We start from the raw sequence: 16360 nt of genomic DNA on the forward strand, positions 1-16360 counted from the left end.
GATGGGTCAGATTACACTTAGAGAAGTTCGCAAGTCCTTTGGCGCGACCGAGGTCATTCCCCCCTTGTCGCTCGAGATCGAGGACGGCGAGTTTGTCGTTTTCGTCGGTCCTTCGGGCTGCGGGAAATCGACGCTGCTGCGGATGATCGCGGGGCTGGAGGATATCAGCGGCGGACAGATCCTGATTGACGGCAAGGATGCAAGCGCGCTGCCACCCGCCCGCCGCGGGTTGGCGATGGTTTTCCAGAGCTATGCGCTTTACCCGCATATGACCGTTGCCAAGAACATCGCCTTTCCGCTGCGCATGGCCGGAATGCCCGCCGAGGAACAGGACCGTCTGGTCGAGAATGCGGCCCGCGTCCTGAACCTGACCGATTACCTCGATCGTCGGCCCGGCCAGCTTTCGGGTGGGCAGCGGCAGCGTGTGGCAATCGGGCGCGCGATCGTGCGGAAGCCCGAGGCCTTCCTGTTCGACGAACCGCTGTCGAACCTGGACGCCGCGCTGCGCGTCAACATGCGGCTGGAGATTACCGAACTGCATGCCAAGCTGGAATCGACCATGATCTATGTCACGCATGATCAGGTGGAGGCGATGACCATGGCCGACAAGATCGTGATCCTTCATGCCGGCCGGATAGAGCAGGTGGGCACACCGCTGGACCTGTATCACAACCCCCGCAACCTGTTCGTGGCGGGTTTCATCGGCAGTCCGAAAATGAACTTCATTTCCGGGGCACCGGCTGCGGCCTATGGCGCGCATACGATCGGGGTTCGTCCCGAACATCTGGATGTATCGACCGAAGCGGGCCTGTGGCAGGGGCGCGTTACGGTGGCCGAGCATCTTGGCTCCGACACGTTCCTGCATGTGCAGACCGACCATGGCCAGCTGAATGCCCGCCTGCAGGGCGATATCGACGTCTATCACGGCGATACCGTCTGGCTGACCCCGAACGAGGCCATCATGCACCGGTTCGATGCCGATGGCCTGACGATGAAATAGGGGCCAGCAGATGCCGACGATAGACAGACCGAACATATTGCTGATCGATTGTGCCGATCTGGGGGCCGACGGGCTGGTGGCTGCGGGGGCAGGCTCTGCCCTGCAGCGGCTGGCAGATGCGGGAAAGGCCCTGACGTGCCAGACGGCCAACCCGATGTCCGGCCCCGCACGGGCCACTTTGATGACAGGGCGTTGGCCACAGGCCCATGGCCTGTGGACGAACGAGACCTTTTTGCCCCTGCGCGAAAGGCTCTTGTCGGAAAGACTGGCGGCAGCCGGATATTTCTGCGGGTTGATCGGGCGCAACCACCTTGCGCCTGTCAATGGCTGGCGGACCGAGGCACGCCGCGATGATGATGGATACCGGCTGTGGGAATGGGCGCATTCGCCCACCCATCGCGCGCGGCAGAACGCATGGATGGCGTGGCTGAAAAAGACGGCGCCCGATGTGCATCAGGATCTGTTCGGCAGGTATGGTGATCCCGATGCCACGGCGCCGGATCACGAGCTGCTGGACAAACTTGCCCGGCTTTCCCCGGGCCTTTCCTTCAACGCATGGGTGGCCGATCGCGCGGCCGCATTTCTGGACATGCCGCGGGGCAGGGGGCAGCCGTGGTTTCTGGTGGCCGGTTTGCAGATGGAGCGGTTTCTGGACCCGCAATCGGCCCTGCGCCGGCTGGACGATTCGCTTGGGAGGATCCTGAACGCATTGGACGAACGGGGAATGACGGGTGATACGCTGGTCGTGCTGACCTCGAACGGGGTGGAAGGCCAGCACCTGACCCCCTCGGGAACCGGGGTCCCGCTGATCCTGCGCTGGCCCGGCCATCCGGTACCCGCAGCGGATCGCGCCATGCCGGTGGATATCGCCCCGACGCTGTGCGCGGCGGCCGGATTGCCCCCGTGTCGCCGCCATCAGGGACGCGCATTGTTCGGCACGACCGATCAGCCCCGCGATTTCGCCATCACGATCCGGCGCGGTGCGGCGGATGCAGGTATGCCCGATGTTTCCGTCTATCGCGAAGGGCCGTGGTGGCTGGCGCTGGACCATAGCACCGGCGCCACGGCGCTGTACGATGTGGCGAATGATCCGGAGCTTCTGGCAGATCTGGCAAGCATGCCGGAACAGGCCGGGCGTGTGGAACGGATGATGGACCGGATGATGGATTGCCTGATCGCCTGCGAGGATCGCAGCCAGCCCCGTCTTGGCGGGTTCTGAGGAGAAACCATATGACTGACCGACCCAATATCCTGATCCTCTGTACCGACCAGCAGCGGCGCGATACGCTGTCCTGCTATGGCGCGATCGGCGCGGTCACCCCCAATCTGGACAGGCTGGCGGCACAGGGCGCGCGGTTTGAAAACGCCTATGTCCAGAACCCCATCTGCGGGCCATCGCGCGCCTCCCTGTTCACCGGCATGTATGTCCGAAATCACGGGCTGTGGGCGAATGGCGTTTCCCTGCCCGAGGATCGGCAGATGTTCACCAGAACACTGGCCGATGCCGGATATGATTGCGGCATGGTCGGCAAGCAGCATCTTGCCGCCTGTGACGGCTGGCAGACCGAACCCCGCCGCGATGATGGCTACAGGGTCTGGGACTGGTCGCACGGCAAGAACCACCGGTCGGTGCAGAATGCCTATCTGAAATGGCTGCATGCGACCTATCCCGATATCTATTCCGCTGCCTTTCCGGAAAAGGGTGCGAACGAGAACACCCATATCGCGAATATGTCGCGCACCGGCACGCCGATCGATGCGGTTCCACCCCATGCCCATTATACCCATTGGGTTGCAACGCGGGTGGTGGATTTCGTCCGGACCCCGCGGGGCGACCAGCCGTTCTTCATGATGGCGAATTTCTTCGATCCACATCATCCCTTCGGTGTGCCGCAGGAATACCGCGACCGTATCGATGCCGCCAAAATTCCGCTTCCCGTCGGCTTTGCCGGTGAATTGCGGACAAAGCCCGCCGATCAGGAGAAATATTCGCGTACCTCTTATGGCGGCGAGGCCCCCGGTTTTCAGGATTACACCGCCGAGGAGATCCGTGAAATCCGCGCGATCTATTATGCGATGATCACCTTCATCGATGATGAGGTGGGGCGCATTCTGGCGGCGCTGGATGCATCGGGGCAGGCCGACAACACGCTGGTCATCTTCACCTCTGATCATGGCGAGATGCTGGGCGACCACAGCCAGTTGATGAAGGGGCCGATGATGTATGATGCGGCCGTTCGCGTGCCGCTGCTTATGCGTTGGCCCCTGCGTATCGCGACGGACACCGTCGTTGCGCCGCCCGTGCAATGGGTGGATATTGCCCCGACCTGTCTGGATGCCGCTGCGGCAGGCCGGATGGCCCAGCATCAGGGGGCATCGCTGCTGCCGCTGGCCAGGGGCGGGGATACGGCCGGCTGGCGTGATTGGGCGATGTGCGAATACCGCGATTCAGGCATTGCCGAGGATCCGGCAATCATGACCACGATGCTGCGCAAGGGCGATTGGAAACTGGTCCTGTGGCATGGTGACCCCGATACGGACCGCCCGCCCGAGGGGGAGTTGTACAATCTGGCGACCGATCCTGCCGAACTAAATAACCTGTTCGATAGCCCCGGACATGCCGGAACCCGAAGACGGATGAAACGCGCTCTGCTGGATGTGTACCACCAGACCGAGGATCGCAGCGCCTACCGCCCGGCTGTGGCCTGACCGGCCCGCGCATCCGGCCCCTGCCGCCATTTGCGCGCAGGGGCCCTTCTGGACATGACGATCCCCGCTTTCCCATACCCTCTCTGCCCGAAAGTCATCTGCAATGCCGTACAAAAGCCACGGGATCAGCATTCCTGCACGCATCGGCTGGCTGCGCCGCCGGCTGTTCGCGCGTGGCAGCGAAATCGGGTTCGTTCTGCTGGCCATCCTGATCGGTGCGATGGCCGGCATCGTGGTCAGCGCCATCGGCTTCATCTCGCAGTTCCTGCACAACCGGTTTTACGGAATTCCTCTGGACGCGGGGCTAAGCGGGGCCGATCTGCCCCGCAGCCTGTTGCTGATCGCGGTGCCCGTGGCGGGCGGGCTTCTGACATCGCTGTTCATGCATCTGCGGCGGCGTCGTGGCGGGATCGTTGATCCGGTTGAGGCGAATGCGCTTTATGGTGGGCGCATGTCGCTGGGGGACAGCCTCTGGGTGTCGATACAGAACCTTGCCTCCAACGGCTTCGGGCTGTCGGCGGGGCTGGAGGCGGCCTATACCCAGCTATCCTCGGGCCTCGCCTCTACCCTTGGCATAAAGCTGAAGCTGCGCCGCGAGGATATTCGCGTTCTGGTCGGCTGCGGGTCGGCAGGCGCGATCGCCGCGGCCTTCGGGGCGCCCCTGACCGGCGCGTTCTATGCCTTCGAGCTGATCATCGGCAGCTACACTACCGTATCGCTTGCGCCTGTGATCGCCGCCGCCATTACCGCCACGCTGATTTCCCAAGGCCTGTCCGGCAAGTCGTTCGAAATAGAGATCGGCCCCATCGGTGCGATCACCGCGCCGGATTTCCTGCCGGCGCTGGTGCTGGGCGGTATTTGTGCGGGCCTTGGCATCCTGATCATGATGACCGTGGTCCGGACCGAGCGGTTGGCCTCGGCCAGCGGCATTCCCGCATGGCTGCGGCCTGCGGTGGGCGGTATCCTTGTGGGCGGGGTGGCCCTTATCACGCCGCAGGTTCTGTCTTCGGGTCATGGGGCCATGCATTTCAATCTGGAGAACGACATTCCCTGGACCGCCCTTCTGGGCCTTTTCTGCCTGAAGGCCGCGGCCTCCGCGCTGACCATCGGGACGGGATTCAGGGGCGGTCTGTTCTTTGCCTCGCTGCTGCTGGGGGCCCTTGTGGGCAAGGCGGCGGCGGTTCCGCTGGAATGGCTTGCGCCCGGAATGCTGTCCCCCACCGCGATGGCCGTCATCGGGATGAGCGCGTTCGGCGTGGCGGTGATCGGCGGGCCATTGACCATGACGTTTCTGGCGATGGAGATCAGCGGCGAATTCCCCATCGCGGCCCTGGCACTGGCGGCCTCCATCACCTCCTCGCTGGTCGTGCGGCAAACCTTCGGATATTCGTTTACCACATGGCGGTTCCACCTGCGGGCACAATCGATCCGCAGTGCGCATGATGTGGGATGGATCCGCAACCTGACCGTCGGGCGCCTGATGCGCAGCGATGTGCGTACCGCCAACATCAACATGACGCCCGATCAATTCCGTGAGGCTTTTCCCCTTGGGTCGACGCAGCGCGTCATCGTCACGGATGATCAGGGGGCCTATTGCGCCACCGTGCAGGTATCCGAGGTGCAGGCCGATCTGGCCGCCGCCGAACCGAGGCAGGCGCTGTCGGATTTCTTTACCCATCAGGGGGATGTGCTTTTGCCCGGCATGAACGCCCGTCAGGCGGCAGGTATCTTCGAGGCGACGCAGGCGGAATCCCTTGCCGTGGTCAGCGACCGGATAGAACGGCGTGTCGTGGGTTCGTTGAGCGAGGCTCACACCCTGCGCCGTTACAGCGAGGAGCTGGACAAGCAGCGCCGCGATATTACCGGCGTGCGGGATTGACCCCCCGCACTACCGGCAGGCATCAGGCGCGTGGCGATGCCGGAGGGAATGGGCCGGGCGTCATGCACCGCCCCCCAGAAACCGTTCGAACGCAAGGCTGGCCGTCAGGACGGCGGCATCCCCCAGATGGGGGCCCACGATCTGCAGGCCCACCGGCAGGCCATCCACCGCACCGCAGGGCAGGCTTGCCGCTGGCTGGCCGGTCAGGTTGAAAGGTGAGGTGAACGGGCTCCATGCTTCGGGACCGACCGGAGTGCCGTCAATATCCGCAGGCCCGGTTTCATCATAAGCAAAGGGCAGGATACCGACCGTCGGGGTCAGGATCAGGTCACAATCCGCCATCCTGCGGGCCATCCGGTTGGTAAAGGCCTTGCGCAGGGTGATCGCATCCGTCACCGCCTCCAGCGGCAGGTTCTGGGCCAGGACTCCGCGCAGGGCATCGCCGACGGGCACGCCCTTTTCTGCGATCAGGGCGCGCAGGCCGGTCAGATCCGTATCCATGGCGATGATCGCCGGAAAGGCCCGCCCGACATCCACATCCGGTGGCGCCTCGGTCACCAGATCAAAGCCGAAATGTGCGGCCAGACGCTGCACCGCCGCCTCCTGCTGCGCCAGAACGCGCGGATCGATCGGCTGGTCATGCCAGCGCGGCCACCACGCCACACGCAGCCGTTGCGGCAACGGTACGGCCAGCGTGCCCAGCCAATCCGTATCGGCAGGGATCGACAGCCGGTCATGCGGATCGGGGCCGGCCAGAACCGACATCATCAGCGCGGCATCGGCCACCGTGCGGGTGATCGGGCCGATATGTTCGATGGATTCCCACCCCGACGCGCCCGGATAGCGTTCATCCCGGCAGCCGGGCCATACGGGCACGCGCCCCATGGAGGCCTTGAACCCGAACAAGCCGCAAAACGCGGCCGGAATGCGGATGGACCCGCCGCCGTCGCTGCCGATTGCCAGCGGGCAGATGCGCGCGGCAACCGCCGCCGCAGATCCGGCGCTGGAACCGCCGGGTGTGCGTGACAGGTCCAGCGGATTGCGGGTCTGGGCAAAAAGCAGATTGCACCCGTTCGCGCCGAACCCGAATTCGGAGGCATTGCTTTTGCCAAGAATGATCGCCCCCGCTGCGCGCAGGCGGGCCACGCAAATATCGTCATCCTCGGGGATGAAATCCTCGTAGAGTTTGGAGCCGAAGGTGGTGCGCAGCCCCTTCGTCATGACCAGATCCTTGATCACGACGGGCACGCCGGCCAGCGGGCCGGGCGATGTTCCGGCAGCTATGGCGGCATCCACCGCATCGGCAGCCGCCCGTGCTCCGGCTGCATCCAGCGTGGCGAAGGCATGGATCTGCGGCTCTGTCTCGGCCACGCGGGCCAGTGCGGCCTCGGTCACCGCGCGGGCCGTCACGGCGCCCGAACGGACCCGTGCCGCAATTTCGGTGGCGTCCAAGGATATGTAGGTTGCGGTATCCATCATCACTCGGCTTTCTGCATCGCTGTTTCGGGGCTGGCAAAATGGCAGGCGGCCAGATGGCCGGCGCGGGTTTCCTTCAGGGCCGGGGCGCGTTCCGCACAAAGCGGCGCCGACATCGGGCATCGCCCCATGAAATTGCAGCGGGCCGGATCGGGGTTGACAGGGCTGCTGGCCGACCCTTCCAGCCGTTGTACGGACATGCCACGGCGCGCAGGGTCTGGGCTGCCGTCGATCAACGCGCGCGTGTAAGGGTGGGCGGGCGTGTCGAAAATCTGTGCGGTGGTTCCCGTTTCGATGATCCGCCCCAGATACATGACGGCTACACGGTCGCATATCAGCCGGATCACATCCAGATCATGCGAGACGAAGATATAGCTCATCCCCCGTTTTGCCCGCAGCTCTCCCAGCAGCTTCAGGATGACGGCCTGGACCGATACGTCCAGGGCCGAGGTCGGTTCGTCCAGGATCAGCAATTCCGGGTCCACCGCGATGGCGCGTGCGATGCCCACGCGGGCCTTTTGCCCCCCCGAAAGCTGGTGCGGATAGCGGCGGGACAGGGCCGGGGGCAAACCCACATCCGCGAATGCGGCCTCGGCCCGTGCCATGATCTGGCCATGATCAAGCTGCGGCATCAGCGTTCGGATGTGATCGGCCACGATACGCAGCGCGGTGAACCCTGGGTTCAGAGATTCATGGGGATCCTGAAATACCACCTGGATGCGCGCACGCTCCGGTCCGGCGGCAAAGCGGCGCAGACTCTGGCTGCCGATATCGTTGCCGCGAAAGGTGATGGCCCCGTCGGTGGCGGGAATAAGCCGCGCGACCAGCCGGGCCAGCGTGGATTTCCCGCATCCGGATTCCCCCACCAGCCCGATGCATTCGCCCGCTGCCACAGTCAGATCCACGCCGTCCACGGCATGCAGCAGGCCCTTGGTGAACATCTTGCCCACGGGATACAGCTTGCGCAATCCGGTGGCTTTCAAAATTGCTGTCATAGCGGATACCTGCAAAGGACGGTGTGATCGGCCGAGGGGCGGTGGCACGGCAGCGGCCCTTCGGCGCAATCGGGTCGAGCGCGGTCACAGCGGCCCATGTAGCGGCAGGCGGGCAGCGTACCCCGCAGATCGGGCAGCGTTCCGGGGATCGCGGCAAGATCGTCCAGACTGTCGCTGGAGGCGGGCGTTGCCGCGAACAGGCGCTGCGAATAGGGGTGGTGCAGATCACCCGCGGCAATATCGGCCACCCCTGCGGTTTCCACGATATGCCCTGCGTGCATCACCAGAACGCGGTCGCAATATTCCCCGGCCAGCGCAAGATCGTGTGTGATCAGCATGACGGACATCTGCCGGTCCCGCGCGATATCGCGGATCAGGTCCATCACCACGGCCTGCGTTGTGACATCCAGGCCGGTCGTCGGTTCGTCGGCAATCAGCATGGTCGGATTGCAGGCAAGCGCCATCGCGATCATGACCCGCTGGCACATTCCGCCCGACAGTTCGAACGGATAGGCATCATAGCGGCGTTCCGGATCGGGAATGCGCACCTGCGCCAGGGCCGCGATGGCAGCGGCGCGGGCCTTGCGGCGCGGAACGGGGCCGTGACGGACCAGAACATCCTCTATCTGCCGGCCGATCTTGCGGATCGGGTTCAATGCCGTGCGGGGGGACTGAAAGATCATCGACAGTTCGCGCCCGCGCATTTCGGCCACGGTTCCGGCATCAAGGGACATGCCGCCAAAGGTCATGTTCGCCACCCTGAGGTCGGCTGCGCCATCCAGCAACCCCATGATCGCAAAGGACAGTACCGATTTGCCCGACCCGCTTTCGCCCACGATGCCGAGGATTTCGCCGCGCGCCAGATCCAGATCGATCCCTTCCAGCGCCTTTACGGTGCCGCTGCGGGTGCGAAAATCCAGATCCAGCCCGGAGATCGATAAAAGGGGTGGTCTCATGTCCGGCTCCTTGGGTCGAGGATGTCGCGCAGCCCGTCACCCAGCAGGTTGAAGCACAGAACGGCCAGCACAAGGGCAATGCCGGGGAAGGTGAATGTCCACCATTCGCCCGAAAAGATGTAGGTCGCGCCTTCGGACACCATGATGCCCCATTCGGGAGTAGGTGGCCGCACGCCCAACCCGATGAACGACAGGCCGGCCGCATTCAGGATGGCCCAGCCGAAATTGAGCGACGCCTGAACCACCATCGCGGGCAGGATGTTCGGCACGACATGCACCGCCAGCACGCGCCATGGACGGTTTCCCCCCATGCGCGCCGCCTCCACATAGGTCAGATCACGGCGCATGTTCACCTCGGCCCGCGCTGTGCGGACATAGAACGGCAGGTTGATGATCGCCGTGGCGATGACGATATTGGCCACGCTGTTGCCAAGCGCCGCCACGATGCCCATTGCCAGAACGAACAGCGGAAAGGCCATCAGCGTATCGATAAACCGCCCGATGACGGTATCGATCCAACCGCCGAAATACCCCGCGATCGGCCCCAGGATCAGCCCTGCCGCAAAGGACAGGGCCACCGCACCAAAGGCCATGCCCAGATCCAGCCGCGTGGCCACGATCACGCGGCTGAGAACGTCGCGGCCAAGCGCATCGGTTCCGAAAGGGTGGCGCCACGATGGCGCGGCAAGGGATGCGGAGGCATCGGTTGCCGTCGGATCGAACGGCGCAACCAGCGGCCCGATGATCGCCAGCACCACGAACAGCACCAAAAGGATGCCTGCCGCAAAGGTGATCCGGTTCTGGCCGATCAGGTGGCGCGCGTCGGACAGGAATGTGGAGGATACGGTTTGATCAGACATCGTAGCGCACCCGCGGATCTGCAATGGAGGCCATAAGGTCCACCACCAGGTTGAGGAATATGAACAACAGCGCCATCATCAGAACGAACCCCTGCACGGCGGCATAATCCGACGAGATTACGGCATTCACGGCATAGGCCCCGATACCGGGCCAAGCGAACACCTTTTCGATCAGCACATTCGCCCCAAGCAGAAAGGAGAACACCATCCCCAGCACATTCAGGATGGGCAGCGTGGCATTGCGCAGCGCCGTGGTGAACAGGATGTGCCGACCGCTCAACCCCATCGCGCGGGCGGTCCGGCAGTAATCGCTGCCAAGCGCCTCCAGCATCGCGGCCCGCGTGACCCGTGCAATCGGGGCCAGCGCGAACAGGCCCAGTGAGATGGAGGGCAGAACCAGATGCCCGAAGGCCGAACGAAAGGCCTCCATATCTCCGGCAAGCAGCGTGTCGATCAGCATGAAGCCTGTCACCTGAGGCGGAGCCACGAAATAGATCTCGTTCAGGCGGCCCAGGGGTTCGGGCGCGATGTCCAGCCGGTAATAAAAGGCATAGACGAAAACCAGTGCGGTAAAGAACGTGGGAAAGGCAGCCCCGAGCGTGACCAGCAGACGGCAGGCGTGATCCACGAACGAACCGGGCCGCGTGGCCGCCCATACCCCCAGCGGCATCCCGACCACCAGTGCAAAGACAAGCGCCGCCAGCGTCAGCTCTACCGAAGCGGGAAGGCGGGTCAGCAGATCGCTGAGCACGGCCTGACCGCTGGACACCGAATGCCCAAGATCACCGTGCAGCAGATCCCCGACATAATCGGCGAATTGCAGCAGAAGCGGGCGATCCAGCCCCAACTGGCTGCGAACCTCGGCGATGGATTCGGGGGTGGCGGAGGCCCCTGCGTAAAAGGCCGCCGGATCGCCGGGAAGCGCGCGGGCCAGCAGAAAGGTGACCACAATCACCCCCAGAACACTGGGAATGGCCGATAGCAGCCTGCGCAGGATGGTGATCAGCATGGTCATGTCGCGGCCTTTCGAAACGGGGCGGGGCCGGTCGTATCCGGCCCCGCCGTCAGGCTTAGTTCTTGGTGATGAAGCGGTAGTCGAGGTTGGTGTGGAACCAGTAGACGTAGCCCTCGACATTCTGTTGCATCGCGATGTCGGAATACAGATGCGCGACTGGTGCGCGGGGCACATCCTCCATCACGATCGCATTCATCGCGGAAATGGTCTGGTCATACTCGGCCCCGCCATCAAGGCTGAGCGCGGTACGTGTCATCGCGTCAAGTTCGGGGTTGTTGTAGGCCGGGGTGTTGAACACGGCATTGGTGATCCCGTCATAAGTCCAGAAATAGAAATATTCGGGGTAATCCAGCCAGCCGTAGAAATAGTTGATATCCATCGGCATGGTCTGCGACCCCATCCGCGCGAACCAGTCCGAACCGGGCACCTTGTTGATGGTGATGTCGATCCCGATCTTGGCCAGCTGTTCCTTGATCAGCAGGGCCATCGGTTCCTGAATGGTGGTCTGGCTCATGTCGATATACAGATCGGTGGCAAAACCGTCCGCAAGGCCCGCCTCTGCCAGCAGTTCCCTTGCCTTGTCCAGATCGGTATCATAGGGCGAGGCGACGGGCCATTCCGGGGCATAGCCCGACGAGGCATCGGCGCCGTACATGGGCTCTCCACGATCATAGAGCGCCTGCGACATGATGGCGTCATAGGGCAGGGCATAGGCCACGGCCTGACGCACCAACTTGTTGTCGAACGGCGCGATCTTGGTGTTCATGTCCACGAAGAACATCTCGTTCTGCATCAGGCTGCCGATGACCTTCACCTGACCAGCTTCGGCCATTTCGGCATAATCCTTGGGCGGCAGGCCCGAGGATACGTCCACGTCGCCCTTTTCCAGCAGCGCGCGGCGGGTGCCGGCCGAGGGCACCTCGCGGTAGATCACGCGGCGCATTTCCGGCAGGGGCCCGGATTTCCAGTCCTCGAAACGGCTGAACACGATCTGGTTGCCCGGCTTCCAGCTTGTCACTTCGAACGGGCCGGAACCTGCATCGTTCTGCGCCGTCCACTGCAAGGCCCAGGGGTCATCCTCGGTGGCATGCTCCAGCGCCAGATCCTTGTTCACCACATCCGGCACGGGCACGGCCAGATCCGGCAGCGTCAGTTTGTTCGGGGCATCCAGCGTGATCTTGAACGTATGCTCGTCCACGACCGAAAACATGTCGGGATCGGTCATGGACCCTGCTGCCATCTGCACGGCCGGGAAACCGCCCGCAGCCACGGCCCGCGCAAAGGACCAGCGCACATCCTCGGCGGTGACGGGTGTTCCATCATGGAACATGGCATCCTGCCGCAGGTGGAATACCATTTCGGTGCCGTCCTCGCTGATATCCCAGCTTTCGGCCAGCTGCGGCTCGATCTTGGTCACGTCATAGCTGACAGTGCCGTCGGGCAGGGTTTTCAGCCCGTGGGTCACCAGCCGGTCATAGATCTGCCATGCGACCATCTGGCTCAACTCGTTGGCGGCGGGCGCCATCGGATCAAGCGAGTTCGGCCCGGCTTCGCCGACCTGCACCAGCACATCCGCCGGCGTATCGGCTGTGGCAAGGGACGTGCTGGCCAGCAACAGCGCAGTCATGGTGCCTGCGGCAATCGCGCCAAGTTTCAACTTGTTTGCATGGGTCATGTCATGTCTCACTGTTGGGTGGGATTTTCGGGTTTTCGGGTTTTCGGGTGGTCAGAGGGTGAATACCTTGCCCCAACCGGTAACACGGGCGGGATCGGCCCCCGCCAGCGCAAGGCAGTGGGCCGCGGTCACGCTGACGGAATCGAGCACCGGAATGCCCAGTTCTTCCTCCAGCGCGGCGGCAACCGGTGCCCCGCGGAAATTGGTGCACAGGATGGAGATGGCCTGCGGGCCGGACGCCGCGACATTGCGCACCAGCGTGGCGATGTGATCCGGCGTGTAATCCGCAAACGAATGGTTTCCGCGATCCTCCAGCCGTTCATCCGACGTGATCCGGATCCCCTGAGCCGCGTAATTGGCGATGATCCGGTCCTGTATCTCGGTCAGATAGGGCGTCACCAAGGCCAGTCTTGTCACGCCCATCCGCGCCAGAAGCGCCTCATAGGCCAGCATGGTAGAGGTGGCCCGGACCCCCGTCGCATTCTGGATCGCGGCGCATAATGCGCGGTCCTGTTCCAGGCCCAGCCATGAGGCGGAGGTGCCGTTCCAGGCGATCAGATCCACCTTGGCCTCGGCCAGGCGTTCTGCGGCCTCAAGGATCGGGTCCAGCGTGAATTGTGTCTGGCTTTGTTCCGACATCGAGATTTCGACCACGCGGAACCGGCCGAAGTGGGCGCTTGCCTCATCACCGAATGCACCCAGCATCGCCGAGGTATAAGGCTCCAGCACGGTATTGGAGGAAGGGGTCAGCATTCCCAGACGGACGGGTTTTTCCTGAGGCACGGGGCGCATCTCCGGTACGGGGTTTGTGTTTGGGGGCACGGTCGGCATCAGACATCACCCGCGATCAGGGCGCGCAGGGGCCCGGCCAGCCCCACGGATGATTTCGGCGCGGGGCGCGTGGCACGGGTCGAATAATCAAGCCCCGGCGCCAGACCCGCCACGGCCAGCGCCTGACAGGTGGCGGCGGAAATCGGATCGATTACCAGCGCAGGCACATCCGCGGCAATTTCGGGCGCCAGACCGGCCAGCGGCGCACCGCCAAGAATGATGACCTCGGCCCCGTCCTTCAGCGCGGCATCGCGGGCCAATGCGATCAGCTCCTCTCGTGCATCGTCGCGGACAGAGGCGACATCGATCGGCTTTTCAGCGGCGGAACGCACACCGCGGCTGCGCGAGGACAGCCCCGTGGCCTTGATGCAATCCTCGTACCAGCGGTTCATGAACGGGGTAAAGGTGACGACGGCAAAGCTGCCCCCCAGCAATGCCGCAGTATGCACCGCCGCATCCGCCATGCCGATGATGGGCATGTCGAACAGCTCTCGGGCGGCGGCCAGCCCCGGATCCCCGAAGGCCGCGATAATGGCCACATCGGCCCCTTCGCGGTGTTCGGCAATCATCTCCAGTGCGATTTCACCAGCGATCTGCGCCTCGGTCCGGCTGGCGATATAGGGAAAGCCGCGCGTGGCCGTCAGGGGGACGATCTCGGCACGATCACCGGCAATGGCGCTGGCAATCGTGAACATCCGGTCCGTCATACCTTGGGTCATGTTCGGATTTACAAGGAGGATACGCACGGTCAGCCCACCTTCGGACGGTTGCGAAGAAACAAGAGATCCGGGTGGGGCAGGGCTGGACGCATGGCGGGCTATCTTCCGTATTTCTGGGCCTTGTCCAAAATGGCATCCCATTTTGACGGGCAATACAGAAGGTAAGGCTGCGGAGAAATGCCGGAAATCGACCCAAATTTCGCGAATGCCCATAAATTGGGCTGTATTTTCGGGCGATGTGGGGGATTCGTGCAATATCGGGTTCGGATGGCATGCCATCCAGACCCGAATGTTATTTTGCCGATCTGGCCGCCTGCCGCAAAACCTCGGCTGTCGTTTCACCGGTATGCAGCAGATGCGCGCGCCAGATTTCAGCCGCAGCCAGCGCATCCCGGTTGCGCAATGCGGCCATCAGCGTTTCATGTTCGTCCACCGATTGCCTCCACCGGGCGGGGTTCATGATCGCCATGAACCGCCCGTGCCGTGTGCGCGCGATCAACCGCCTATGGGCCTCGGCAAGGCTGGGGTTATGCGCGCCGGCAATCACGGCATCATGGATGGCAGAGTTTGTCCGGAAATAATCATCCGTATTGTCGTCGGCATAATAAGCCAGCATTTCGGCGTGGAGAGTTTCCAGTTCCTGCAACTCTGCATCGGTGATGCGCGCGGCAAAACGTTCGGCCGCGAGGCTTTCGATCACCCCGATCACATCGAACAGTGCCAGAATTTCCTCGGGGGAATGGATGACGACCCGCGCACCGCTGTTGCGTGATATCTCGACCAAACCGTCGGCGCGCAGCAGCTTCAGCGCCTCGCGGATGGGTGTTCTGGACAGGGACAGTTCGGCGGCCAGTTTGCGTTCGACAATGCGGGCGCCGGGGCCGAGATCCCCCTTGATGATCCGCTCCCGAATGATTTCGGCGGCATATTCCGCCACCGCCGTCAGCGAGGGGGACGGCTTCGGCGTGTCCTGCAATTCGTCCGGAACAATGTCTGTCACTGCGCGTCTCTGAGATTGAATGCCATTTGACCTTTCATCGGCATAGCGCAGTCGGATGGGGTTTGGAACAGCCGACGCGGGGGTGCCCTTCGCTTTAGATATGCCGGTACATATAGGTGGTCGCATGCCGCGCCTTGCCATCCGGATCGAACGCAAAATCCGGAATGACGCCTGCCTTGTGAAAGCCGACCTTCCGGTACAGCAGTTCGGAGACATCCCCCGTCCGGGTATCCAGCGTTACAAGCGTCTTCCCCGCCTGCCGTGCTGCGGCCAGTGCCTTTTGCATCAGTGCCGCGCCCAGCCCGAGACGGCGGGCCGAGGGATGCACGATCATCTTGGATATCTCGGCCCGGTGCTGCTGGTTGGGTGGCATCCCCACGACAAGCTGCACCGTTCCCACCAGACGCCCGCCGACCATGGCCGCGAACAGCAGCTTTTCTCCGCTGTCGATTGCGGGCCGCACGGTCCGCGTCCAGAACAGGGCGGCATCCGCCTGCGACAGGGGCGCCATGAAGCTGATGGCGGCACCATCCTGCACGCTGTCGATCAGAACGCGGCAAAGGTCATCCAGATGCTGCGCGACCGCGCCACCGTCCAGACGGATCAGGGTGGATTCCTGTTTTGTCATGATAATACGATCACATATCTGCAAGGGGTTGCGGTTGTCCGGAAAACGGTTGGTCCGAACAGGACATACCTGAGGCAATCACCTTCGCCCAAGATGTGGGTCTGGTTCTCGACCGTCATCTCCAGCCGGCCCGACAGCACGTAAAGATGATGTTCATGCCCCGGAATGGCCGGGGCGGTGTAGGTGATGTTCTGCTCCGGACCAAGCGTACATTCGATCATCTCGATCGACAGCGCCCCGTTCGGGGGGGAAATACTGCGCCGGTGGAAATCATGGTTCACGTCATGCCATACCGCCTGATCGGCCCGTCTGATTACGGGCTGGAACGTCTGCTCCATCGGGGCCAGCAATTGAGAGATGGGCAGGGCATAGACGCTGGCCAGCTGACCCAATGTTTCGGCAGTGGGGCTGACTTCGGCATTCTCGATCCTGGAAAGGGTTGCCCTGCTGAGGCCTGATCTATCGGCCAGCATTGCCAGTGTCAGATTATGCTGCTCTCGCAGCCGGCGCAGATGCAAGGCAAGGGCGGTGGAGGCGGATGATGATGCGATTCCCATATATGGGAATATTCCCGTATTTCTGCTGCCCGTCAATGCTGTTCCGGGCTGCGGCAGTAC

15 protein-coding genes are annotated in these 16360 nt (G+C 63.2%); 4 read left to right on the plus strand and 11 right to left on the minus strand.

The features are described 5' to 3' along the window. The first annotated feature begins 1 nt into the window (after position 1). The 4 genes from TR36_RS12550 to TR36_RS12565 all read left to right on the plus strand — a co-directional run bounded on the left by TR36_RS12550 (position 2) and on the right by TR36_RS12565 (position 5588). Positions 2–1000: an ABC transporter ATP-binding protein gene (locus TR36_RS12550; protein WP_045392879.1), complete on the plus strand. Its 999-nt coding sequence runs from the start codon at positions 2–4 to the stop codon at positions 998–1000. A 10-nt stretch (positions 1001–1010) separates the two neighbouring features. Further along, on the plus strand, positions 1011–2219 hold the full coding sequence (locus TR36_RS12555; RefSeq protein WP_045392876.1) for a sulfatase: 1209 nt from the start codon (positions 1011–1013) through the stop codon (positions 2217–2219). A gap of 11 nt (positions 2220–2230) precedes the next feature. Beyond that, complete coding sequence (locus TR36_RS12560; protein ID WP_045392873.1) at positions 2231–3709, plus strand: sulfatase-like hydrolase/transferase; 1479 nt, start codon at positions 2231–2233, stop codon at positions 3707–3709. Between the two features lie 103 nt (positions 3710–3812). Beyond that, positions 3813–5588: a chloride channel protein gene (locus tag TR36_RS12565; RefSeq protein WP_062763392.1), complete on the plus strand. Its 1776-nt coding sequence runs from the start codon at positions 3813–3815 to the stop codon at positions 5586–5588. Positions 5589–5648: 60 nt separating this feature from the next. On the opposite strand, the gene TR36_RS12570 is transcribed toward TR36_RS12565, so the two are convergent. The 11 genes from TR36_RS12570 to TR36_RS12620 form a co-directional block, all read right to left on the minus strand. Further along, positions 5649–7067: an amidase gene (locus tag TR36_RS12570; RefSeq protein ID WP_153010563.1), complete on the minus strand. Its 1419-nt coding sequence runs from the start codon at positions 7065–7067 to the stop codon at positions 5649–5651. Next, the gene (locus TR36_RS12575; RefSeq protein ID WP_045392867.1) at positions 7067–8059 is read right to left on the minus strand and encodes an ABC transporter ATP-binding protein; all 993 of its coding nucleotides are present in this window, start codon (positions 8057–8059) and stop codon (positions 7067–7069) included. Before TR36_RS12575 ends, TR36_RS12570 begins: the two co-directional genes overlap by 1 nt. Next, positions 8056–9015, minus strand: coding sequence for an ABC transporter ATP-binding protein (locus TR36_RS12580; protein WP_045392864.1), 960 nt, complete (start codon positions 9013–9015; stop codon positions 8056–8058). The genes TR36_RS12575 and TR36_RS12580 overlap by 4 nt, the downstream gene beginning before the upstream one ends. Further along, positions 9012–9875: an ABC transporter permease gene (locus tag TR36_RS12585; RefSeq protein WP_082714966.1), complete on the minus strand. Its 864-nt coding sequence runs from the start codon at positions 9873–9875 to the stop codon at positions 9012–9014. The genes TR36_RS12580 and TR36_RS12585 overlap by 4 nt, the downstream gene beginning before the upstream one ends. Continuing rightward, positions 9868–10890 carry an ABC transporter permease gene (locus TR36_RS12590; protein ID WP_045392861.1) on the minus strand — a complete coding sequence of 341 codons (1023 nt, stop codon included), beginning with the start codon at positions 10888–10890 and terminating at the stop codon, positions 9868–9870. Before TR36_RS12590 ends, TR36_RS12585 begins: the two co-directional genes overlap by 8 nt. Positions 10891–10945: 55 nt before the next feature. After that, positions 10946–12565, minus strand: coding sequence for an ABC transporter substrate-binding protein (locus TR36_RS12595; RefSeq protein ID WP_045392858.1), 1620 nt, complete (start codon positions 12563–12565; stop codon positions 10946–10948). Between the two features lie 51 nt (positions 12566–12616). Then, positions 12617–13387 (minus strand): aspartate/glutamate racemase family protein, encoded by a 771-nt coding sequence (locus TR36_RS12600; RefSeq protein WP_370553405.1) that lies wholly within the window; start codon positions 13385–13387, stop codon positions 12617–12619. A gap of 8 nt (positions 13388–13395) precedes the next feature. Beyond that, a complete protein-coding gene (locus TR36_RS12605) occupies positions 13396–14142 on the minus strand; it encodes an aspartate/glutamate racemase family protein (protein WP_045392853.1) in 747 nt (248 codons plus the stop codon). A gap of 265 nt (positions 14143–14407) precedes the next feature. Continuing rightward, positions 14408–15115 carry a GntR family transcriptional regulator gene (locus TR36_RS12610; RefSeq protein ID WP_237763587.1) on the minus strand — a complete coding sequence of 236 codons (708 nt, stop codon included), beginning with the start codon at positions 15113–15115 and terminating at the stop codon, positions 14408–14410. A gap of 94 nt (positions 15116–15209) precedes the next feature. After that, on the minus strand, positions 15210–15743 hold the full coding sequence (locus tag TR36_RS12615) for a GNAT family N-acetyltransferase (RefSeq protein ID WP_045392850.1): 534 nt from the start codon (positions 15741–15743) through the stop codon (positions 15210–15212). Continuing rightward, a partial coding sequence (locus tag TR36_RS12620; RefSeq protein ID WP_370553406.1) for a helix-turn-helix domain-containing protein occupies positions 15740–16360 on the minus strand: 621 nt, incomplete at its 5' end. The genes TR36_RS12620 and TR36_RS12615, both read right to left, overlap by 4 nt.

It is taken from the genome of Falsirhodobacter sp. alg1 (genome assembly GCF_000739715.2).
Lineage (GTDB): Bacteria > Pseudomonadota > Alphaproteobacteria > Rhodobacterales > Rhodobacteraceae > Falsirhodobacter.